Here is a 19,517-nt window from a genome sequence, read left to right as displayed (position 1 = left end):
GCGCTGCCTCTTTCGGTTGCGCGGCTCATACAGGGTTTTTCGCAGTTGCGAAAGAGGAGGCGCGCCACCAAATACTCATCAAATCTTAAGCATCCGCGTGTGAGATGATTTTGTTAACCAAGGCGGGAACCTTTCCGGGCCCGGGCAGTTCGAAAATCATGACCGATAAGCTCAACCGATTTTGGCCACTCATCGCGTCCGCGGCCTTTGCAATCCTGCTGGCCGCCAACGCCGCGCAGTCGGCCGCGACGCTGCGCGAGACGCGCCCCGTCGCGCAGTCCGGCACGCAGACAGCCGAGCAGGTCTTCGCCGACGCACCCGACGGTGTCGACCCGATGGTGACCGGCCCGGTCAGCGCCTCCTTCAAGCATAGGCAGGATACCGCCAACTGCGACAGCGCCGTCTGGCCGAACATTCCAATGGTCTGCTACCCAGACTAAGACGTGGCGGGCGTCCGGGACGCTTTTCCAACAGACCGCGCGCTTACGCCGACCGCACCGGGTCGAGCGTCACCTTGAACAGTTCGTTGTCGTCGCGATCCATCAGCCGCACCGTCATCTGCTCGCTGGCGCCTGAAATATCGACTAGCCCGAAGAATTGCAGGCCCGCCGATGGCGGCAGGTTCTGACCCTGTTCGGCGGTCGGCGCCTTGATGAACTTCAGCTCCGGCCCGAATGTCATGTCAAAATCATTGGGGCCGAACGTGCCGGCATGGATCGGGCCCGAGACGAATTCCCAGAACGGATTGAAATCCTGGAACCGCGCCTTGTCCGGGTTGTAGTGGTGGGCGGCCGTGTAATGCACGTCGGCGGTCAGCCAGACTGTGTTGCTGATGCCGGCGTTCTTGATGAAGCGCAGCAGGTCGGCGATCTCGAGCTCGCGTCCCTTTGGCAAGCCACTATCGCCATTGCTGACCGCTTCGGCACCGACTTTCTTGGCGCCGTCGTCCCAGACGACGAGGCCGAGCGGCATGTCGGCGGCAATGATTTTCCAGGTCGCCTTCGAATTCGCCAGTTCGCGCTTCAGCCATTTCGTCTGCTGTTCGCCCAGTATGCGCGATTGCGGTGTCATCTCATCTTGCATGTCCGGACCGTTGGGGCCGCGATAGGACCGCATGTCGAGGAAGAACACGTCGAGCAGCGGCCCGTAAGCGATTTTGCGATAGACGCGGCCGGGCTCGGACGGCTCGTAGCGGATCGTCGTCATCTCGTGGAAGGCGCGCGCCGCACGGGCCGCCAGCACGTGGATGGACTTCTCCGTGTAGCGATTGTCGGCGCTGAGGTCCTTCGAGTCCGACCAGTTGTTCAGAACTTCGTGGTCGTCCCACTGGTAGAAGGTCGGGCAGATGGCGCTCAGGCCGAGCACGTTCCTGTCCATCATGTTGTATTTCCATTGGTCCCGGTATTCGTCCAGCGTCTCGGCGACCTTGCGCTTGCCGTCGATCAGCACGGCGTTCTTCCACTTGCCGCCGCCGGGCAGGTCGACCTCGTCCTTCATGGCGCCGTCGGCATAGATGGTGTCGCCCGAATGCAGAAAGAAATCGGGCGTGTGCCTGCCGATCGTGGCGTAGGTCTTCATGCCGGTCTCGTCGATGCCCCAGCCCTGGCCGGCTGTGTCGCCCGACCAGGCAAAGCGGATGTCGCGCTTCGACGCCGGCGCCGTCCTGAAGCGACCTGTGATCGGCTCGGAAACGGCGTTGATGTCGGCTAGATCGGCTGACGTCATGCGGTAGAAGATGTCCTGATCGGAAGCGAGGTCGGTGAGAAGCCGCTTGACCGTATAGTCGCTGGCCGGTGATGTATCGAGCGGTGCCAGGCGCGTCGCATTGGCGAAATTCTCCGTCGACGACACCTCGAACATGACGCGCGACGGGCGGTCGGTGCGCGTCCACACCATGCCGCTGATGGCGTCGACATCGCCCGACTGGACGCCATGGGTGAAGGCCGGCCGCTGATTGGCACGCGAATAGTATGGCAGCGCCAGGCTCGAGACCCCGGCCAGGCCAATGGCGCTGGCGGACGTGACGAAGGCGCGGCGGGTCATCGAAAGCTTGTTCATGGCTGTTTCCTGGATGGCTTGAACGGTGCCACCAAGGTCCAGCGTCAATGTTTCAGGCGCATCTCGGGACGATGAAGTTTTGGTAACAACCACATCTTCCCTTCTCCCCTTGTGGGACCCACAAGGGGAGAAGGGAAGAGCAGCTCAAGCCGCTTGCGGCTCCGGATCAAACGCCGGGCGATTTGTATTGATCAGCAGCGAGATACAGGCGGCGGCAATCGCCGTCATGCCGGCAATCAGGAAGGCCAGTTCGTAATTGCCTTGCAATTCGCGCATGGTGCCGCCGAAAGCCGCCGCGGTCGCCGCACCGATCTGGTGGCCGGCGACGATCCAGCCGAACACGATCGGTCCGCTGCGATCGCCGAACGCCTCGTTGGCGAGCCTTAGCGTCGGCGGCACGGTGGCGATCCAGTCGAGGCCGTAGAGCACGGCGAAGATGATCAGGCTGGTCGCCGAGAAGCCGGAATAGGGCAGGTAGATCAGCGACAGGCCGCGAATGCCGTAATAGACGCCAAGCAGCTTGCGCGGATCGTAGCGGTCGGTGAGCCAGCCCGACAGCGTCGTGCCGATCAGGTCGAAAATGCCCATCATCGACAGCAGGCCGGCGGCCTGCACCTCGCCGATGCCCATGTCGCCGCAGAACGCGATCAGATGCGTGCCGACCAGCCCGTTGGTGGTGAAGCCGCAGACGAAGAAGGTGGCGAACAGATACCAGAACACCCGCGTGCCGGCGGCGCGGCGCAGCGTCGAGAACGTATGCGCGAGGAAATTGCCCTGTGACGCGGGCGGAGCCGGCGGCAGGTCGTCGGCATCGGCGCCGTAGCGCACCATGCCGATCGAGGCCGGCCGCTCCGGCACCAGCAGCCAGACCAGCGGTATCAGGGCCGCGGCGGCGATCGCCACCGCAATGACGACCGGCTGCCAGCCGCCCGACTGCGCCAACGCGGCGATCAGCGGCAGGAACACCAGCATCCCCGATGCGCTGGAGGCCGACATCAATCCCATGACAAGGCCGCGATTGGTCTTGAACCAGCGATTGACGATGGTGGCGCCGAGCACGCTGGCGACAGCGCCGGAACCGATGCCCGAGAACACGCCCCAGGTGATGAACAGATGCCAGGGCTTGGTCATCAGCAGGCTGAGGGCGGTAGAGCCCGACATCACCATCAGGGAGGCGAGCAGCGTGCGCCGCAGCCCGATGCGCTCCATCAGCGCCGCGGCGAATGGACCGGTGAGACCGTAAAGCAGGATGCCGACACCAGCGGCCAGCGAGATGACGTCGCGCCGCCAGCCAAAGCTATTCTCCAGCGGCAGCATCATGACGGCGGGTGCGGACCGCAGGCCGGCCGCGACCAGCAGGCAGAGAAAGATGATTCCGACCACGACGAAGGCGTAGCGCTGGCCAAAGGGACGAGATTGAGTTATCATGTTACTGACCGGTACGTTACAGGTTGCGGACAGGTATACGTACCGATCGGTAACATTGTCAATCGAGTCACACGATGCCAACGGACAAAAATATTGATCTGACCATCAGCGACGGTCATGCATCGGCGCCGCCGAAAGCCGCCAAGAAGATACTCGATGTGGCCTATGATCTGTTCTACCGGCGCGGCATCAGGGCGATCGGCGTCGACGAGATCGTCAAACGCGCCGGCGTCACCAAGCCCAGCCTCTATCGCAGCTTTCCGTCCAAGGATGAGTTGGCCGCTTCCTATCTCAGGCAATACGATCTTGAATACTGGGAGCGTTTCGACGAGGCGGTCGCCGCTCATCCCGGCGACCCGCGCGCGCAGCTCAAGGCCTTCCTGACCCGCATCGGCAAGCGCACGCAAGTGGCGGACTATCGCGGCTGCGGCATGACCAATGCGGCGGTCGAATATCCCGACCACAGCCATCCGGCCCGCGTGGTCAGCGAGGCCAACAAGCAGGAATTGCGCCGCCGCCTGCGCGCCATGGCGGTTGCGATGGGCGCGCAAGACCCTGACACGCTGGGCGACGGCCTGCTGCTCCTGATCGAAGGCGCCTATATCAGCGGCCAGTTGTTCGGGCTCGGCGGCCCGGCCCAGTCGGTCGCCCGCAACGCCGATCTGCTGATCGAAGCCAGCTTGAAGAAATAGCATTTGGCGCTACGCTGCGATGCCCTGCAACGGAGATGTCCGCGATGCGTAGCCTGCTGATTCTGCTCACCCTCGCCGGCTTCTGCCAGGCTGCACACGCCGATGGCATTGCAAGCGCCTACACCGATCTCGACTCGAAGAAGGACTGCGTGACCTACGCGCAGGCCGAGGAAGGCGACGGCGACTGGGCCCAACTCGCCTGTTCGGGTTACCGCGGCTATCCCGTGCTGATTGCCTATGACGATGCTCGTGAATCGCTGTTCTACGGTTTTCCGCCCGGTGGCGACATGACGACGGCCTGGGAGAGCTTTTCCGGTTTCAATTCATCCGGAGCCAAGATCGAATGGCGCATCGAGACCAAGGGCGAGACCGCGGTGCCCTTTGCCGTCATCCATCGCCGCTCGATCAGCAACGCGGATGACGAAAAAAAACCGACCGAGGTACTGCTCGTCGCCAAGGTCGGCCAAATGGGGGCCCGCGACGGCTGCACTGTCGGCCTGGTGCTTGCCACCGGCAATCCAGGCGCCAACGATCAGGCGCGCAAGCTTGCCGACGACAAGGCGCGAACCTTCGCCTGCGGCAAGGACAGGCACACCGTCATCGGCAACGTGCCGGCTTTCGGCCGGGTGGATAACTGAGCACGGCGGGGATTGGCCATCGCGCCCGTAGCTACTTGCCCGCCTTGGCCCGCTCGATCGCGTCGACGATCATCTTCTTGGCATATTTGGAATCGTGCCAGCCTTCGATCTTGACCCATTTGCCGGGCTCGAGATCCTTGTAGTGCTCGAAGAAGTGCTGCACCTGCTGGCGAGTGATGTCGGGCAGCTGGGTGTATTCGGTGACGTTCTCGTAGCGCAGCGTCAGCTTCGGTGACGGCACGGCGATGATCTTCTCGTCCTGGCCGGCATTGTCTTCCATGATCAGCACGCCGATCGGCCGCACGTTGATGACGCAGCCCGGCACCAGCGCGCGCGTGTTGCAGACCAGCACGTCGATCGGATCGCCGTCGCCCGACAGCGTGTGCGGCACGAAGCCGTAATTGCCGGGGTAACGCATCGAGGTGTGCAGGAAGCGGTCGACGAACAGCGTGCCGGCCTCCTTGTCCATCTCATACTTGATCGGCTCGCCGCCGATCGGCACCTCGATGATGACGTTGACGTCCTCAGGCGGATTCTTTCCGCTGGCTATGGCTTCAATGCGCATGGCTTTGTCCCTCTTTTGATGAGAGATCGATAGCGGGCGGCGCGCCATGGTGCAATGCGGCGAATGGTGCTGGGTACGATCGGAAGACGCGGGCGGCCGAAAAGCCGGGCTGTCATTCCCAGACGAAAGCGACCTTCTTCAGCGCTTTCTGCTCGAAGATCTCGACGCCCTCGGCGACATCGCGGCCGCCGGCGCCGGCATAGAAAGCAAGCGCGTTCTGGTTGTCTTCCAGCGCCCACACCACCATGCCTTTCAGCCCATGATCGGCTAGACGCGCCCTGGCCGCCGCGAACAGCCGGCTGCCAAGCCCGATGCCCTGATATTCCGGACGCAGGTACAATTCGTAGATTTCGCCCTGCTGGCGCAGTTCGCGGGCCCGGTTCTTGCCGATCGTCGCGTAGCCGGCGATCTTGCCGCCGATTTCGACCACCAGAACGGTGGCGGCGCGGCGAATCGCATTCGCCCACCAGTCGGCGCCGCGGCGGTTGATCATCGATGTCAGGGTGCGGTGCGGAATAATGCCGGAATAGGCGCCGCGCCAGGCCTCCAGATGCACCTCGGCGATGGCACTGGCATCGCGCGGGTCGGCCTTCCTGATGTCGATGGTCAGCGTATTCATGATTTGTTAACCATAAACCCGCATCGCCCGATTGCAAGAGTCCGGGCGGCCCGCCGCCGGCTTTCTCACAGGCGATCGTCGCATCAGCGAGGTGCCTTCGAAGTCCCTCAGATTTCGACCAGATGGTCGTCCAGTTCGTTGCTGTCACCCACCGTGACCGGAAAATGCTCGGCCAGCACCGCCCCCACCCTCTCGATCGCCTTGACGAAGCCGTCGGCAAGCCGGTCGTCGCCGGCATGCGCCGTAAGGTCGCGCACAACGCCATCCCAGACATGCTGGCCGACCTTGGCGTCGATGCCCGAGTCGGCGACCACTTCGGCATAGCGCTCGGCGATGGAGACGAAGACCAGAACCCCGGTGCGCGCCGTGGTGCGGTGGACGTTGCGGGCGAGGAACTGCTTGATCGCGTTGGCATGCGCCGCCTGATAGCGCAGCCGCCTTGGCACCAGATGGATACGCAGGCCGGGCAGCGCCCACAACAAGGCCAGCACGCTGGCAAGCGCCAGGAGCTGGGCGAGGACGAAATGCGGCAGCCGGATCGACAGCCACCAGGCTTCCAGCCCATAGCCGACGGCCAGGCTGACGATCAGCATGCCCATGGTCGCCATGAAGGCGGCCGGGAAGAAATAGCCGTCGCTGGCATGCGCCACGACGCAGTAGATCTCGCCGTCGGTTTTCGATTCGGCGGCGCGGATCGCGGTCGCGATGCGCTCATGATCCTGCGGGCTGATTGGTCGTGTTGCCATGATCTGTCTCACCAGCTTCCTGAAGAACCGCCACCCCCGGATGAGCCGCCGCCGCCGGAAAACCCGCCACCGCTGCTTGACCCCGAAGACCAGCCACTGCTCGAACTTCCCGACGACCAGCCGCTGCTCGACGACGAACCTGTTGTCCAGCCGCTGCGGCCCGAGGACCCGCTCGGTCCGCGGCCGTAACGAAACGTCATGCCCAGCCATTTGTACACGCCCGGCGACAGCTTTGTGCCGAACATCGGCGGCAGGAACGCCATCGCCAGCCCGCCGAAGAACATCGTCGCCCACAGGATCAGGAACACCCCCACGATGGGATCGATGGAAGTGCTGTTATCGGCGGGATTGCGCTTGCCCCGCGCTTCCAGTTCTTCCGGATTGCCTTCCAGCACCATGACCATGTCGTCGACGGCCTTTTCTATGCCGCCCGAGAAATCGCCGGCCCGGAACGCCGGCACCATGTCGTTTTCGATGATCAGCTTGGTGTGCAGGTCGGTCAGCGTGCCTTCCAGCCCGTAGCCGACCTCGATGCGCATCTTGCGGTCGTTCTTCGCCACCAGCAAAAGCACGCCATTGTTCTCGCCCGCCTGGCCGAGTTTCCAGAAGCGAAACAGCCGGTTGGCGTAAGGCTCGATCTCTTCGCCATCGAGGCTGGGAATCGTCGCGACGACGATCTGGTCGGAGCCTTTTGTCTCGAAATCGGCAAGCTTCCGCGTCAGCGCCGCCTTGGTCGCCGCATCGATGATACCCGCATTGTCGACGACACGGCCGGTCAGCGCCGGCAACTCGGCGGCGTGGGCCGCAAACCCCAGGAACAGCGCCGCCATAGCCATCAGGACAGCCGAGGCGAAGCGGCCGGGTCTCGACAGGCTGATGCTGCGGATCGTCATGCCGTCACCAGCCTCCCGACGAGCCGCCGCCGCCGGACGAACCGCCGCCGCCGGAAAAGCCGCCGCCGCCACCACCCGAGGACCAGCCACCGCCGGAACCACCCGAGGACCAGCCGCCACGGGAAGACCGCCGGCTTGGCTCGAAGGTCATGCCGAGCCAGCGGTAGCGGCCGGGCCCAAGCTTCCGGCCGAAGATCGGCGGCAGGACGGAAACCGCGATGCTGCCGAAGAAGATGATCGCCCAGATGCTGACGAAGACGGCGAAGAACAGGTCATCGGAATCGAAGGGCGCCTGCTGGTTGCGCTCGCCGCGCGCCTCCAGCTCCTCCGGATTGCCTTCCAGCACCATGATCATGTCGTCGACGGCCTTGCTGATCCCGCCGGAGAAATCGCCGGCGCGGAAGGCCGGCACCATGTCGTTTTCGATGATCAGCTTGGTGTGCAGGTCGGTCAGCGTGCCTTCCAGGCCGTAGCCGACCTCGATGCGCATCTTGCGGTCGTTCGGCGCCACCAGCAGCAGGACGCCGTTGTTTTCCTTCGCTTGGCCGAGTTTCCAGAAGCGGAACAGCCGGTTGGCGTAAGGCTCGATCTCCTCGCCGTCGAGGCTGGGAATCGTCGCGACAACAATCTGGTCGGAGCCTTTTGTCTCGAAATCGGCAAGCTTCCGGGTCAGCGCCGCCTTGGTCGCCGCATCGATGATACCCGCATTGTCGACGACACGGCCGGTCAGCGCCGGGAGATCAGCGGCGAAGGCCGAGAATGGCAGCGCAAGGATGAGGAGCACGACGGCGACAAGACGAATGACGCGTCGCCCCTCATCGGTCTGCAAGATCACGACGTTTGGCCCGCCGATCACCCGCCCTGCTTCGTGCCGAAATCGACCTTCGGCGTCTGCAGCTTGTCGTCCTCGATGGTGAAATTGGCGAAGGGCTGGTTGCCACGGAACCAGAAGGTCGCCCACAGCACCGAGGGGAAGGTCCTCAGCGTCAGATTGTAGTCCTTGACCGCCAGGATGTAGTCGCGTCGCGCCACCGCGATGCGGTTTTCGGTGCCTTCGAGCTGCGCCTGCAGCGCCAGGAAATTCTGGTTGGCCTTGAGGTCGGGATAGTTCTCGACCACGGCCAAGAGCCGCGACAGCGCGCTGGTCAGGCCGGCCTGGCTGTCCTGGAACTTCTTGAAGGCTTCGGGGTCGTTCAGCGTTTCCGGTGTCACCGTGATCTGGGTGGCCTTGGCGCGGGCTTCGACCACCGCGTCGAGCGTGTCCTTTTCGTGCGAGGCGTAGCCCTTGACCGTCTCGACCAGGTTGGGGATGAGGTCGGCGCGGCGCTGATACTGGTTCAGCACCTCGCTCCATGCCGCCTTGGCGCTTTCCTCTGCCGTCGGGATGGTGTTGTAGCCGCAGCCGGCAAGCAGCGGCAGCACGATCGCCATCATCAGGAAGGCGGGCAGCGTGCGGAACATGGACGGTGAGGCAAGGCGCTGGGCAAGCATGATGGGGTCCCTCGGTAGAAGTTGCATGCGAAGCATTACCACAATCGGCGCGCAAGAAAACGCTCGACCGGCAGGCGCTTGCGTGGCACGCCCGATGCCGTTGCAAGGCCCTGTGATTGACCGTGCGAACGCGATAAGGTCCTGTCGAAACGGGACATCATCATGGCGGAACGCCAGGACAGCGAGAAGGAATCGCGCCGTATCCTCGAGCGCGTGGCGCGCGAGACGGATCCGGCCGGCAACTCGTTTGTGGCGCGGGCCACGAAAGGCCTGCACGATCACGTCACCGCGGCCGATGCCGATCCTACCGATCCGATCGAAGTCTGGGGCACCCGCATTGGCCGGACGCTCGGCCTGCTGCTGGCGCTGGGCCTGATGGTCTGGCTCGTGCTTTACGTCATCCAGGGCAGTTAGGAATCAAACAACAATGAGCGCCGAACAAACCGACGCGCCGCGTGCGGTCATCGTCATTTCCAGCCATGTCGCGCGCGGCTCGGTCGGCAACCGTGCCGCCGTGTTCGCGCTGGAGACATTGGGCTTTCCGGTCTGGGCGGTGCCGACGGTCATCCTGCCCTGGCATCCCGGCCATGGTCGAGCGACGCGCATCGTGCCGCCGCTCGACCAGTTCAAGGCGTTGATGGCCGATCTCGAGCGCGCGCCATGGCTGGGTGAGGTCGGCGCCGTGCTGTCCGGCTATCTCGGCGAGGCCGGCCAGGCCGAGGCCGTCGCTTCGCTGGTCGCCGCGGTGAAGGCAAGGACGCCTGACGCCGTCTATATCTGCGATCCGGTGATGGGTGATTCGGGCGGGCTCTATGTGCCCGAACCGACCGCCATCGCCATGCGCGACCGGTTGATGCCGATCGCCGACATCGCCACCCCCAACCGCTACGAACTGGAATGGATGGCCGGCGCCCCGTTGCCCGACCTGAAATCGGTGATTGCGGCCGCCCTCCATGCCGGGCCATCGACCATGCTGGTCACCTCGGCGCCGTCGATGATGACGGGCGGCACCGGCAACCTGCTGCTTGACGGCAGCCAGGCGCTGCTTGCCGAGCATCGCCTGATCGACAAGCCACCGAATGGCCTGGGCGACCTGACGGCCGCCGTCTACCTGGCGCGCATCCTGTCCGGCCAGCCGCCGATCAAGGCGCTGCAATCGACGACGGCGGCGGTCTACGAGATCCTGGCGCGAACCGCCAAGCGCGGCGGCGACGAACTGCAACTCGAAACCGATGCGCAGAGCCTGTCGCACCCGATGGCGATGGTGCAGCTTCGCCACCTCACGCATCCGGAGCGGGACCGCCGGGCGTGACATCGACTGAGGCCCTGCTTGTCGGCGTCGACGGCTGCAAGGCCGGCTGGATTGCCGTCCGGGGCGCGTTTGGCATGGCACCTTCCGTCGCTGTCTTTGCAAGCTTCGCTGCCCTGCTTGCCTCACTCCCCGACGATGCGATCATCGCTGTCGACATGCCGATCGGCCTGCCCGAGCTTTCGGGCAAAGGCGGACGTGGCCCGGAAGCGCTGGTGCGGCCATTGCTCGGGGCACGCCAATCCAGCGTCTTCTCGATCCCGTCCCGCGCCGCGCTCTATGCCGACACCAACAACTTCACCACCATGGAAGCCTGGTATGCCGCGCATATCGGGGCAAGCGAGGTGGCCAAAACCACATCCGACCCGCCACGCGGCGTTTCGATCCAGGCGTTCGGCATTTTTACCAAGATCCGCGAGATCGACGCACTGCTGATCGCGCGACCCGATCTGCGCGGCCGTGTGTTCGAATCGCATCCGGAGGTCGCCTTCTGCCGGCTGAATGGCGATCGGGCCATGCGGCTGCCGAAGAAGATCAAGGGCAGCATCAATCCGGACGGCATGGCGGAACGCAAGGCGCTGCTCTGCCGGCATGGCTATGAGATGGGCTTCCTCGACCAGCCGCCACCACGCGGTGCGGCCGCCGATGACTTCCTTGACGCAGCGGCGATGATGCTGATCGCCGGCCGCATCGCCGATGGCGAGGCACGTCCGTTTCCCGACCCGCCGCTCATCGATCGTGTTGGCATACCGGTTGCCATTTGGGCGTGAGGGTGCCTGCGAGAGTCGCGCTTCGTGCCTGGCTTTTACGACAAGCTCCTACAATTCTGCATTGCTCGCGACGGGCTTTTGCCGCTAGAGGCTTCTCTCGACTGCAACGAGCTGCCGCCTCCAACCCCGGAAAGGCCTTAGCCGCCCATGCCTCACCTTCCCGACCATCTCCTCGCCGGCTACCGCAATTTCATGAGCGGCCGCTATCTCACCGAGAGCGGACGCTATCGAGAGCTTGCCCGCGAAGGCCAGGCGCCGGAAACGATGATCGTCGCCTGTTGCGACTCCCGCGCAGCCCCCGAGGCGATCTTCGACGCCGGGCCCGGCGAACTCTTCGTGCTGCGCAATGTCGGCAATCTGGTGCCGCCCTACGCACCGGACGGCGAATTCCACTCGACCTCCGCCGCGCTCGAATTCGCCGTGCAGAGCCTCAAGGTCAAGAACATCGTCGTCATGGGCCATGGCCGCTGCGGCGGCATCCGCGCCGCGCTCGACACCAATTTCGCACCGCTGTCTCCCGGCGACTTCATCGGCAAATGGATGAGTCTCATCGCACCGGCCGCCGAAACCGTGTCCTCCAGCACCTTCATGACGGCGTCGGAGCGTCAGACCGCGCTGGAGCGGATTTCGATTCGCTATTCCATCGCCAATCTCCGGACCTTCCCTTGCGTCTCGATCCTCGAAGGCAAGGGTCGGCTGTCGCTGCACGGCGCCTGGTTCGACATTTCGACTGGTGAACTCTGGGTGATGAACAAGGAGACCGGCGATTTCGAGCGGCCGGAGCTGGGATGAACGCAGCGGCGCGCAAGGTGGTGAACCTCCGGTCGACCGTTTTTACGGCGGCCGCGCTGCTGATCGCGACTATTGCCGCCCGCGCCGATGATCGCGCCATCATCAGCCGCTGGTATTCGGCGCTGCTGGTCGCCGACCGCACGGAACTGTCCGACCTGCTTGCCGACGATGTCCGCATCAAGTTGGACGACCTCGGCATTGTGCAAAGCAAGCAGGAATTCATTGCCTCCATCGACGAATGGAAAGATGCGGTTGCCGGTGCTGCGATCCGGCACAGGATCGAGAAGAGCGAAGGCGGCGTCACCACGGTGGTCGCCTGTTACGATTTCCCCAACAACGACATGCTGATGCAGGAAACCTTCGCGGTGGCCGACAACCGCATCACCGCCAGTTCGCAAGCGGCGATCGCCGAGAACTGCGACGGCTTCTGAGGCGGATATCGGCCACCTGTGATATTGCGGGTCCGCCGGCCGCGTCCTACATCGGTACCGACCCACCCCGCCACCTTCATCAGCGAAAGACTGTCCATGCATTCCACGAAAGCCGTTGATCTCGCCGCCCATCCGCTGACCGCGTGGCAAGGGCCGCTCGGCCTGCCTGATTTCACGCGCATTGGCGACGGCGATTTTTCCCCGGTCCTTGATGCGGCGCTGAAGGCGCATGAGGCCGAGATCGAGGCGATCGCCGGCAATGAAGATACGCCGACCATCGAGAACACGCTTGCCGCGCTGGAACTCGGCGGCGAGGCGCTCGACCGTGTCTCGTCGATCTTCTGGTGCCGCGCCGGCGCCCACACCAATGAAACGATCCAGGCGCTGGAACGCGACATCTCGCCGAAGATGTCCCGGCATTTCTCGGCGATTTCGATGAATGAGAGGCTGTTTGCCCGAATCGACGATCTCTATCAGCGCCGCGAGAGCCTGAAGCTCGACGCCGAGACGCTGCGCGTGCTGGAGAAGACCTGGAAAGGCTTTGTCCGCTCGGGCGCGAAGCTTGATGCCGAGGGCAAGAAGCGACTGGCCAAAATCAACGAGGAACTGTCCTCGCTCGGCACCAGCTTCGGGCAGAATGTGCTGGCCGACGAGCGCGACTGGGCGCTGTTGCTCGACGAGGCCGACCTTGCCGGCCTGCCGGACTTCCTGAAAAGCTCGATGGCCGAAGCCGCCGAAATGCGCGGCCAGAAGGGTCGCTATGCCGTCACCCTGTCGCGCTCGATCTATGAGCCGTTCTCGACCTTTTCGGAGCGCCGCGACCTGCGCGAGACCGCTTTCCGCGCCTTCACCATGCGCGGCCAGAATGGCGGCGCCACCGACAACACATCCGTAGTACGCGACATGCTGAAGCTGCGCGCCGAAAAGGCGAAGCTGCTCGGCTACCCCTCCTTCGCCGCGCTGAAGCTCGACGACACCATGGCCAAGACGCCGAAGGCGGTGCACGCGCTGCTTGATCCCGTGTGGGAGAAGGCGCTGGAAAAGGCCGCGGCCGACCGGACCGACCTGCAGCGGCTGGCGACGCAGGCAGGCAGCAACGAAAAAATCGCCGCCTGGGACTGGCGCTTTTACCAGGAGAAACTGCGTGCGGAGAAGTTCGCTTTCGACGAGGCCGAGCTGAAACCCTATTTGCAGCTCGACCGGATCATCGACGCTTGCTTCGACGTGGCGACACGGCTGTTCGGCATCACTTTCGAGGAGAAGAAGGGCATTGCCGCCTGGCACCCCGACGCGCGCGTGTTCGTGGTGAAAAATGCCGATGGCAGCGAGCGCGGCCTGTTCCTCGCCGATTATTTCGCGCGGCCGTCAAAGCGCTCCGGCGCCTGGATGAGCGCGCTGCAATCCGGCTATGGGCTTGGCCACGGCTCGAAACCGGTGATCTACAACATCATGAACTTCGCCAAGCCGCCGGTCGGCGAGCCGGCTCTGCTGTCGGTCGACGAGGCGAAGACGCTGTTCCACGAGTTCGGCCATGCGCTGCACGGCATGCTGACCGACGTCACCTGGCCGTCGGTAGCGGGCACCTCGGTCAGCCGCGATTTCGTCGAACTGCCCTCGCAGCTCTACGAACACTGGCTGACCGTGCCGGCGGTGCTGGAAAAGCACGCTTTGCATGTGAAGACCGGCAAGCCGATGCCCAAGGCGCTGCTCGATAAGATGCTGGCTGCGCGGACTTTCGGCGCTGGCTTTGCAACTGTGGAATTCACCGCTTCCGCCTTGATGGACATGGCCTATCATGCGCGGCCGGATGCGCCGCAGGAGCCGCTTCGTTTCGAAACCGAAACGCTCGAAAAGCTTGACATGCCGGACACTATCGCGATGCGCCATCGCACCCCCCATTTTGGCCACGTGTTTTCCGGTGACGGCTACTCCGCCGGCTATTACTCCTACATGTGGTCGGAAGTGCTCGATGCCGACGCCTTTGCCGCTTTCGAGGAGACGGGCGACCCCTTCAACCCGGCACTCGCCGAGCGGCTGCGCAAGAACATCTACGCCGCCGGCGGCTCGAAAGACCCGGAAGAGCTCTATACGGCGTTTCGCGGCAAGATGCCGTCGCCGGAAGCAATGATGGTGAAGCGCGGGCTGGTGTAGCGCTGGGTAATCTCCCCCCTCGAGGGGGAGATGGCCGCGAAGCGGCCAGAGGGGGTCGGTCCGACCGGGCTGGACCTATTGCCGCGGATTTAGGTTGGCGCTTCACGAGAGACGACCCCCTCTGTCGCCTTCGGCGACATCTCCCCCTCAAGGGGGGAGATTACCAGCATCCTCCCACGGATCCGCCACCCGCGGCCAGACCGGCCGCGTCAGCTTGGTGTAGTTGGTCACCGCCGGATTGCTCGGATAGGAACTCGGCGCCGAGACATAGATGATCTCGGCGGCGATCGGCTCGAAGCCGGCATAGAAATGATTGGTCGACTTGATCAGCAGCATGTCCTTGGCCAGCGGATCGACGCCGATATTGGAAAAGATATCCGGCTCGAAGGTCTGCGTGCGATTGGTGTTGAGGATGATATCGACCTCGGTGCCTTCGATGCGGACCAAGGCCGTCGGCCCAAGCGTCACCCGGCTTGGCCCGAAACTTTGCCAACCCTCCGCAACCGCCCTCAGCACCTTGATCCGTGCGTCGATCGGCTCACCGGCCTGCGGTCCGGCCTTGCCGCCGAAACGCAGGTCGATGACCGCGCCCTCGCCGGCCGCCAGGCAAAAGGTGACGGCAATCGGATCCCAGATCGTGGCAACGCCGACATTGTTCAGGCCACGCGCCAGCATCTGGCGCAGCACGAAGGTGCCGTCGCCGGGAACGCCGCCGCCAGGATTGTCCCAGATATCGGCAATGACCACCGGCTTGCCCGGATTTTCAGCGCGCACGGCCAGCGCCCGATCGATGCCGTCGGCGGCGCTCAGCATGGTCATCGCCGTCTTCTCGCGCAGCGCGTAGAGCTCCCGCCCCAGCTTCTCAGCCAGCGCGTCGCCCTTGGCCTTGTCATTGTCGGTGACGACAAGGAGGCGAGTGCCCATCTCGGCCACATCGGCCGCCATGAAGCCGTGGATGACCGAGACCGACAGCACGCCGTCCCTGCCGTGCAGCGCCTTGATACGGTCGACAAAGGAGCGCATCGGCTCGCGGCTGGTCGGCAGTACCTGGATCATGCGGCAGTCGAAGGTCGAGATGACAGGCTTGATCTCGCCGCGCGCTGCTGCCAGGCCGAGCTCGACGACATGTTCGCCGCGCTCGTAGAAATCGGTGTGCGGAAATTCGAGGAAGTAGGCGAGGATGTCCGAGGCCGCCACGCGCTTCGGCGTCAGATGGCTGTGCGGATCGAGTTCGACCGCGATCACCACGTCCGGTCCGACCATGTCGCGGACGCGCTCGAGCAGATCGCCTTCGCAGTCGTCATAGCCTTGCGCCACCATGGCGCCATGCAGGCCGAGGATCACCGCATCGACCGGCCGCGCCGCCTTGAGCTGGCCCAGGATCTCGTCGCGCAGCGCCTCGTAGGTCTGCCGCTGCACCAGGCCGCCCGGCTCCGCCCAGGTCGCGGTGCCCTCGATGACATCGAGGCCTTCGGCGACTGCCCGCCGGCGCAGCGCGACCATCGGCGAGGAGCACAGCGTCGGTGTTTCCGGATGTTTGCCGGGCCCGGCATAGAAGGCCATCTCGAACGAGGCCCGGTCAGTCGGCACCGGCGAGAAGGTGTTGGTTTCCGTCGCCAGCGAGGCGGTGAAAATGCGCATGAAAGCTCCGTCGTGAATAGGCGCTATTTGACCGCTCCGAGCGCCAGCCCGCGAACGAGGTAGCGTTGCAGCCAGATGAACAGGATGGCGACCGGCAAGGTCGCCAGCAGCGTCGCGGCCATGACGTGATGCCATTCGATGGTGTAGCGGCCGGCGACCAGCGAGAACACCTGGATCGGCAGCGTGTAGCTTTCCTGGCTACGCAGCATGGTCAGCGCGACGACAAATTCGTTCCAGGCATTGATGAAGGTGAAGATCGCGGTCACCGCGATCGCCGGCAGGCACAGCGGCAGGAACACCTTGCGCAAGGTCAGCCAGCGGCCGGCGCCTTCCATCCAGGCCGCCTCCTCGAGATCGCGCGGAATGGTGTCGAAATAGCTCTGCAGCATCCACACCGTGAAGGCGACGTTGAAGGCCATGTAGATGAAGCCAAGCGCCGTCGTGCTCTCGACCAGCCCCCAGGCGGCCATCAGCCGGAACAGGCCGAGCACCAGCACGATCGGCGAGATCATCTGCGAAATCAGCAGGAACTGGCGCAAGGCGCCGTATCCGGCAAAGCGGAAGCGCGACATCGCATAGGCCGCCGGAACCGAGATCAGGATGGCGCCGACGGTGGCGGTCACGGACACGTAGAGCGAATTCATCAGCGCCTGGCCGAAGCCGGTCGCCACCCACATGTCGGAGAAGTTGGACCAGCGGAACTCGCTCGGCCACCAGGTCGGCGACAGCACTTCCTGTCGTGGCTTGACCGCGGTCAGGAACATCACGGCGAAGGGAAAGAGCGTCACCGCGATGAGCGGCGCCAGTAGCAGCCAGGCGATGATCGAGCGCTTCAACTTGCCCGTCATGAGCCGATTTGTCATGCGCGTTGCTCCCACATCGCCAGCCGCACATAGATCATGGTGAAGACCAGCAATATGGCGAACATCACCAGCGACACCGCCGACGCTTCGCCGAGTTTGCCGATGCGGAAGGCCAGCTTGTAGAGATGGGTGACCAGGATGTCCGTCGAGTTGGCCGGCCCGCCTTGCGTCATCACCCAGATGATCGGGAAGGAATTGAAGACGTAGATGGTGTTGAGCACGATGGCGATGTTGATGAACGGTTTTAAGAGCGGAAAGGTTATCTCGCGGAACTGCTGCAGCGGCGTCGCCCCTTCGAGCGCCGCCGCCTCGTAGAGATCGTCGGGGATCGACGACAGGCCGCCAAGGAAGATCGTCGTCGTGAACGGCACCGTCACCAGGATGCCGATCAGCACCTGCATCGGAAAGGCGGTCTCGGCACTCGCCAGCCACTGGATGTTGTGGTCGATAAGGCCGAGGCCGATCAGCGCCGAATTCAGCATGCCGCTTTCGCCGCTCAGCGCCCAGCGCCAGACCACCGCGGTCATGGTCAGCGACACCGCCCAGGGCAGCATGATGATGACGCGGGCAATACCCCGGCCATGGAAATCGGTGTTGAGGATCATCGCCACCGGGATCGACAGCAGCAGCGCACCGCCGACGACCATCACGGTCCATTGGCCGGTGCGCCAGAGCGCGGCCATGAAATCGGGATCGGCAGTGAGTGCCGCGAAATTGGCGAAGTCGTTGAATTCACGAAGCTGGCCGAAGCGGTTGACATCATGCGTCGAGATCTGGATCAGGTCCCAGACCGGCCAGAAGATAACGACCGCCGCCAGGAACAGGCTGGGCAAGGTCAGGAGATAGGGCAAGAAACGGTTTTGCATCGGCTGGCTTTATACCGTGTTGGACATCAGTAGTGCTGGCGTGCCAGCTCGGGTCAATCTCGCATATCAGTCCTGGTCTGGAGCAGCGCTTCAGGCTTTGAATTTCCTGCCGGCATAGCGGCCAGCCCCTTTCTCCCCGTCACGGAGAGAAATGCCCGGCAGGGCGATGAGGGGCGGCACTGACATCGACGAAACTGTCTTTCCGCTGAGATGTGTGGCGCGCCCCGCCTGAGTGGGACGCGCCACGGGCGCAGGGAGATACGCCCTATTTCTTCAGCACGGCGTTGGCTTTGGCGGCTGCGTCTTTCAAGCCTGCCTCGGGGTCGCCGCCGAGATAGATCTTCTGCATGGCGTCCGACGTGATCTGGGCAACCTCTTCCCAGCCCGGAATGACCGGCGCGAAGCGGGCGTCGGGCAGCAGCGCCGTGAATGCCGCCAGATCGGCATTGTTGACGTAGTAGTCCATTTTCGCCTCTTCCTTGTTCACCGGCAGGAAGCCTTCGCCCTGTGTGAACTTGGCACGCTGTTCCGTGGTGAACAGGAAGTCGAGCAGCTTCCAGGCCTCGTCCTTGTTCTTGGAGTTCTTGAACATGATGATGGAATCGGTAACGCCATAGGTGCCGCGCGCGCCGGTCGGTCCGGCCGGAATGGCCGCCACGCCATACTTCAGGTTCGGCGCCTCGTCCTTGATCTGGTTGGACAGGAAGGGTGCGGTGATCATCATGCCGACCTTGCCCTGCTTGAACAGGTTCTGCACGTCCTCGCGGTTGTTGGATGTGACGCCGGGCTCCGTCAGCCCTTCGTCGATCATCGACTTGTAGAGCTTGGCCGCTTCAAGCGCGCCTGGCGTGCTGAGGCCGGAGGTGCCGTCCTTGTTGAGAATTTCGGTGTCGTAGGACCACATCGCGTAGTAGTAATAGACGTCGGTCTCGATCTCCTTGCCCTGCAGGCCGAAACCGAAGGTGCCGGACCCGAGCGCCTTGATCTTGCGCGCGTCTTCCTGCAGTTCGGTCCAGGTTGCCGGCGGATTGGCGATGCCGGCTTTTTCGAACAGCTCCTTGTTGTAGTACATGGCGCGCGCCGAGGCCGCGATCGGCAGGCCGTAGGTCTTGCCGTCCATGATCGAGGGCGACAGGAAGGTGTCGATGAAGCGGTCCTTGAAGTCGGGCTTGATGTAGCTGTCGAGCGGTTCGGCGACATCCTGCTGGACGAAGTCGATCAGCCAGCGCGTGCCGATGATCGACAGATCGGCATTGGTGCCGGCGGTGATGTCGGTGGTCAACTTCTGCAGCAGCACATCCCAAGGCACCACCTCGAATTTGACGGTGATGCCCGGGTTCGCCGCCTCGAATTCCTTCTTGACGTCGGCGAAATAGGGAGCAGTCTTGGCGCTATACTCGGCGACCGTGACGCGCACCTCGCCCGCATTCGCCTGCGCCGCGATTGCCAGCATGCTCATTCCGGCCATCAGGCCGACAGTCCATTTTGCAAGGCTCATTTGATCTCTCCCATTTTGATTTTGCGCCTGCGCGCTCTTCGTGCCGGAGCTGAAGATTATGTGACT

The 19,517-nt window shown here is 63.7% G+C and carries 21 protein-coding genes; 9 read left to right on the top strand and 12 right to left on the bottom strand.

The window, feature by feature from the left end; genetic code table 11:
• Positions 1-158 precede the first annotated feature (158 nt).
• Positions 159-440 carry a hypothetical protein gene (locus NKH02_RS10760; protein WP_352865104.1) on the top strand — a complete coding sequence of 94 codons (282 nt, stop codon included), beginning with the start codon at positions 159-161 and terminating at the stop codon, positions 438-440.
• Positions 441-483: 43 nt separating this feature from the next.
• Here NKH02_RS10760 and NKH02_RS10755 read toward each other — a convergent pair whose 3' ends face one another.
• On the bottom strand, positions 484-2,058 hold the full coding sequence (locus NKH02_RS10755; protein WP_352878526.1) for an alkaline phosphatase D family protein: 1,575 nt from the start codon (positions 2,056-2,058) through the stop codon (positions 484-486).
• A gap of 144 nt (positions 2,059-2,202) precedes the next feature.
• Positions 2,203-3,486 (bottom strand): MFS transporter, encoded by a 1,284-nt coding sequence (locus NKH02_RS10750; protein WP_352878525.1) that lies wholly within the window; start codon positions 3,484-3,486, stop codon positions 2,203-2,205.
• 74 nt (positions 3,487-3,560) lie between these two features.
• On the opposite strand from NKH02_RS10750, the gene NKH02_RS10745 reads away from it, so the two are divergent.
• On the top strand, positions 3,561-4,178 hold the full coding sequence (locus NKH02_RS10745) for a TetR/AcrR family transcriptional regulator (RefSeq protein ID WP_352865112.1): 618 nt from the start codon (positions 3,561-3,563) through the stop codon (positions 4,176-4,178).
• Positions 4,179-4,222: 44 nt separating this feature from the next.
• A complete protein-coding gene (locus NKH02_RS10740; protein ID WP_352878522.1) occupies positions 4,223-4,816 on the top strand; it encodes a hypothetical protein in 594 nt (197 codons plus the stop codon).
• A gap of 31 nt (positions 4,817-4,847) precedes the next feature.
• Here NKH02_RS10740 and ppa read toward each other — a convergent pair whose 3' ends face one another.
• From ppa to NKH02_RS10710, 6 genes are all read right to left on the bottom strand, one after another.
• Positions 4,848-5,381: an inorganic diphosphatase gene (gene ppa / locus NKH02_RS10735; protein ID WP_352865116.1), complete on the bottom strand. Its 534-nt coding sequence runs from the start codon at positions 5,379-5,381 to the stop codon at positions 4,848-4,850.
• Between the two features lie 112 nt (positions 5,382-5,493).
• On the bottom strand, positions 5,494-6,000 hold the full coding sequence (locus NKH02_RS10730) for a GNAT family N-acetyltransferase (protein WP_056586049.1): 507 nt from the start codon (positions 5,998-6,000) through the stop codon (positions 5,494-5,496).
• Between the two features lie 107 nt (positions 6,001-6,107).
• Positions 6,108-6,746, bottom strand: coding sequence for a TPM domain-containing protein (locus tag NKH02_RS10725; protein WP_352878519.1), 639 nt, complete (start codon positions 6,744-6,746; stop codon positions 6,108-6,110).
• 8 nt (positions 6,747-6,754) lie between these two features.
• Positions 6,755-7,639, bottom strand: a complete 885-nt coding sequence (locus NKH02_RS10720; protein WP_352878516.1) for a TPM domain-containing protein — start codon at positions 7,637-7,639, stop codon at positions 6,755-6,757.
• Positions 7,640-7,643: 4 nt separating this feature from the next.
• On the bottom strand, positions 7,644-8,441 hold the full coding sequence (locus tag NKH02_RS10715; protein WP_352878679.1) for a TPM domain-containing protein: 798 nt from the start codon (positions 8,439-8,441) through the stop codon (positions 7,644-7,646).
• A gap of 50 nt (positions 8,442-8,491) precedes the next feature.
• On the bottom strand, positions 8,492-9,130 hold the full coding sequence (locus NKH02_RS10710) for a LemA family protein (protein ID WP_352878514.1): 639 nt from the start codon (positions 9,128-9,130) through the stop codon (positions 8,492-8,494).
• Positions 9,131-9,292: 162 nt separating this feature from the next.
• Here NKH02_RS10710 and NKH02_RS10705 point away from each other — a divergent pair, with 162 nt between their 5' ends.
• The 6 genes from NKH02_RS10705 to NKH02_RS10680 all read left to right on the top strand — a co-directional run bounded on the left by NKH02_RS10705 (position 9,293) and on the right by NKH02_RS10680 (position 14,583).
• Positions 9,293-9,544, top strand: coding sequence for a hypothetical protein (locus NKH02_RS10705; RefSeq protein WP_352878512.1), 252 nt, complete (start codon positions 9,293-9,295; stop codon positions 9,542-9,544).
• Positions 9,545-9,557: 13 nt separating this feature from the next.
• Positions 9,558-10,442, top strand: a complete 885-nt coding sequence (pdxY, locus tag NKH02_RS10700; protein ID WP_352878510.1) for a pyridoxal kinase PdxY — start codon at positions 9,558-9,560, stop codon at positions 10,440-10,442.
• Entirely contained in the window at positions 10,439-11,209 is a 771-nt protein-coding gene (locus NKH02_RS10695; protein WP_352878509.1) for a DUF429 domain-containing protein, read from the top strand. The genes pdxY and NKH02_RS10695 overlap by 4 nt, the downstream gene beginning before the upstream one ends.
• Positions 11,210-11,356: 147 nt before the next feature.
• On the top strand, positions 11,357-12,001 hold the full coding sequence (locus tag NKH02_RS10690) for a carbonic anhydrase (protein WP_352866113.1): 645 nt from the start codon (positions 11,357-11,359) through the stop codon (positions 11,999-12,001).
• Positions 11,998-12,432 carry a nuclear transport factor 2 family protein gene (locus NKH02_RS10685; protein ID WP_352866115.1) on the top strand — a complete coding sequence of 145 codons (435 nt, stop codon included), beginning with the start codon at positions 11,998-12,000 and terminating at the stop codon, positions 12,430-12,432. The genes NKH02_RS10690 and NKH02_RS10685 overlap by 4 nt, the downstream gene beginning before the upstream one ends.
• Positions 12,433-12,528: 96 nt before the next feature.
• A complete protein-coding gene (locus NKH02_RS10680) occupies positions 12,529-14,583 on the top strand; it encodes a M3 family metallopeptidase (protein ID WP_352878507.1) in 2,055 nt (684 codons plus the stop codon).
• A 147-nt stretch (positions 14,584-14,730) separates the two neighbouring features.
• Here NKH02_RS10680 and NKH02_RS10675 read toward each other — a convergent pair whose 3' ends face one another.
• The 4 genes from NKH02_RS10675 to NKH02_RS10660 all read right to left on the bottom strand — a co-directional run bounded on the left by NKH02_RS10675 (position 14,731) and on the right by NKH02_RS10660 (position 19,451).
• Entirely contained in the window at positions 14,731-16,224 is a 1,494-nt protein-coding gene (locus tag NKH02_RS10675; protein WP_352878505.1) for a M81 family metallopeptidase, read from the bottom strand.
• Positions 16,225-16,247: 23 nt separating this feature from the next.
• Positions 16,248-17,072: a carbohydrate ABC transporter permease gene (locus tag NKH02_RS10670; protein ID WP_352878676.1), complete on the bottom strand. Its 825-nt coding sequence runs from the start codon at positions 17,070-17,072 to the stop codon at positions 16,248-16,250.
• An 11-nt stretch (positions 17,073-17,083) separates the two neighbouring features.
• Entirely contained in the window at positions 17,084-17,953 is an 870-nt protein-coding gene (locus tag NKH02_RS10665; RefSeq protein WP_352878502.1) for a carbohydrate ABC transporter permease, read from the bottom strand.
• Positions 17,954-18,218: 265 nt separating this feature from the next.
• Positions 18,219-19,451 carry an ABC transporter substrate-binding protein gene (locus NKH02_RS10660; protein ID WP_352878501.1) on the bottom strand — a complete coding sequence of 411 codons (1,233 nt, stop codon included), beginning with the start codon at positions 19,449-19,451 and terminating at the stop codon, positions 18,219-18,221.
• Positions 19,452-19,517 lie beyond the last annotated feature (66 nt).

Source organism: Mesorhizobium sp. M1396, from assembly GCF_040317725.1.
GTDB lineage: Bacteria > Pseudomonadota > Alphaproteobacteria > Rhizobiales > Rhizobiaceae > Mesorhizobium.
The sequence above is the reverse complement of the archived record's forward strand: the minus strand, read 5'-3'. Positions and strand labels throughout refer to the sequence as shown.

Coding starts and splice junctions, on each gene's coding strand:
- NKH02_RS10760 (WP_352865104.1), top strand. CDS start 159: ATGACCGATAAGCTCAACCGATTTTGGCCACTCATCGCGTCCGCGGCC.
- NKH02_RS10755 (WP_352878526.1), bottom strand. CDS start 2,058: ATGAACAAGCTTTCGATGACCCGCCGCGCCTTCGTCACGTCCGCCAGC.
- NKH02_RS10750 (WP_352878525.1), bottom strand. CDS start 3,486: ATGATAACTCAATCTCGTCCCTTTGGCCAGCGCTACGCCTTCGTCGTG.
- NKH02_RS10745 (WP_352865112.1), top strand. CDS start 3,561: ATGCCAACGGACAAAAATATTGATCTGACCATCAGCGACGGTCATGCA.
- NKH02_RS10740 (WP_352878522.1), top strand. CDS start 4,223: ATGCGTAGCCTGCTGATTCTGCTCACCCTCGCCGGCTTCTGCCAGGCT.
- ppa (WP_352865116.1), bottom strand. CDS start 5,381: ATGCGCATTGAAGCCATAGCCAGCGGAAAGAATCCGCCTGAGGACGTC.
- NKH02_RS10730 (WP_056586049.1), bottom strand. CDS start 6,000: ATGAATACGCTGACCATCGACATCAGGAAGGCCGACCCGCGCGATGCC.
- NKH02_RS10725 (WP_352878519.1), bottom strand. CDS start 6,746: ATGGCAACACGACCAATCAGCCCGCAGGATCATGAGCGCATCGCGACC.
- NKH02_RS10720 (WP_352878516.1), bottom strand. CDS start 7,639: ATGACGATCCGCAGCATCAGCCTGTCGAGACCCGGCCGCTTCGCCTCG.
- NKH02_RS10710 (WP_352878514.1), bottom strand. CDS start 9,130: ATGCTTGCCCAGCGCCTTGCCTCACCGTCCATGTTCCGCACGCTGCCC.
- NKH02_RS10705 (WP_352878512.1), top strand. CDS start 9,293: ATGGCGGAACGCCAGGACAGCGAGAAGGAATCGCGCCGTATCCTCGAG.
- pdxY (WP_352878510.1), top strand. CDS start 9,558: ATGAGCGCCGAACAAACCGACGCGCCGCGTGCGGTCATCGTCATTTCC.
- NKH02_RS10690 (WP_352866113.1), top strand. CDS start 11,357: ATGCCTCACCTTCCCGACCATCTCCTCGCCGGCTACCGCAATTTCATG.
- NKH02_RS10685 (WP_352866115.1), top strand. CDS start 11,998: ATGAACGCAGCGGCGCGCAAGGTGGTGAACCTCCGGTCGACCGTTTTT.
- NKH02_RS10680 (WP_352878507.1), top strand. CDS start 12,529: ATGCATTCCACGAAAGCCGTTGATCTCGCCGCCCATCCGCTGACCGCG.
- NKH02_RS10675 (WP_352878505.1), bottom strand. CDS start 16,224: ATGCGCATTTTCACCGCCTCGCTGGCGACGGAAACCAACACCTTCTCG.
- NKH02_RS10670 (WP_352878676.1), bottom strand. CDS start 17,072: ATGACGGGCAAGTTGAAGCGCTCGATCATCGCCTGGCTGCTACTGGCG.
- NKH02_RS10665 (WP_352878502.1), bottom strand. CDS start 17,953: ATGCAAAACCGTTTCTTGCCCTATCTCCTGACCTTGCCCAGCCTGTTC.
- NKH02_RS10660 (WP_352878501.1), bottom strand. CDS start 19,451: ATGAGCCTTGCAAAATGGACTGTCGGCCTGATGGCCGGAATGAGCATG.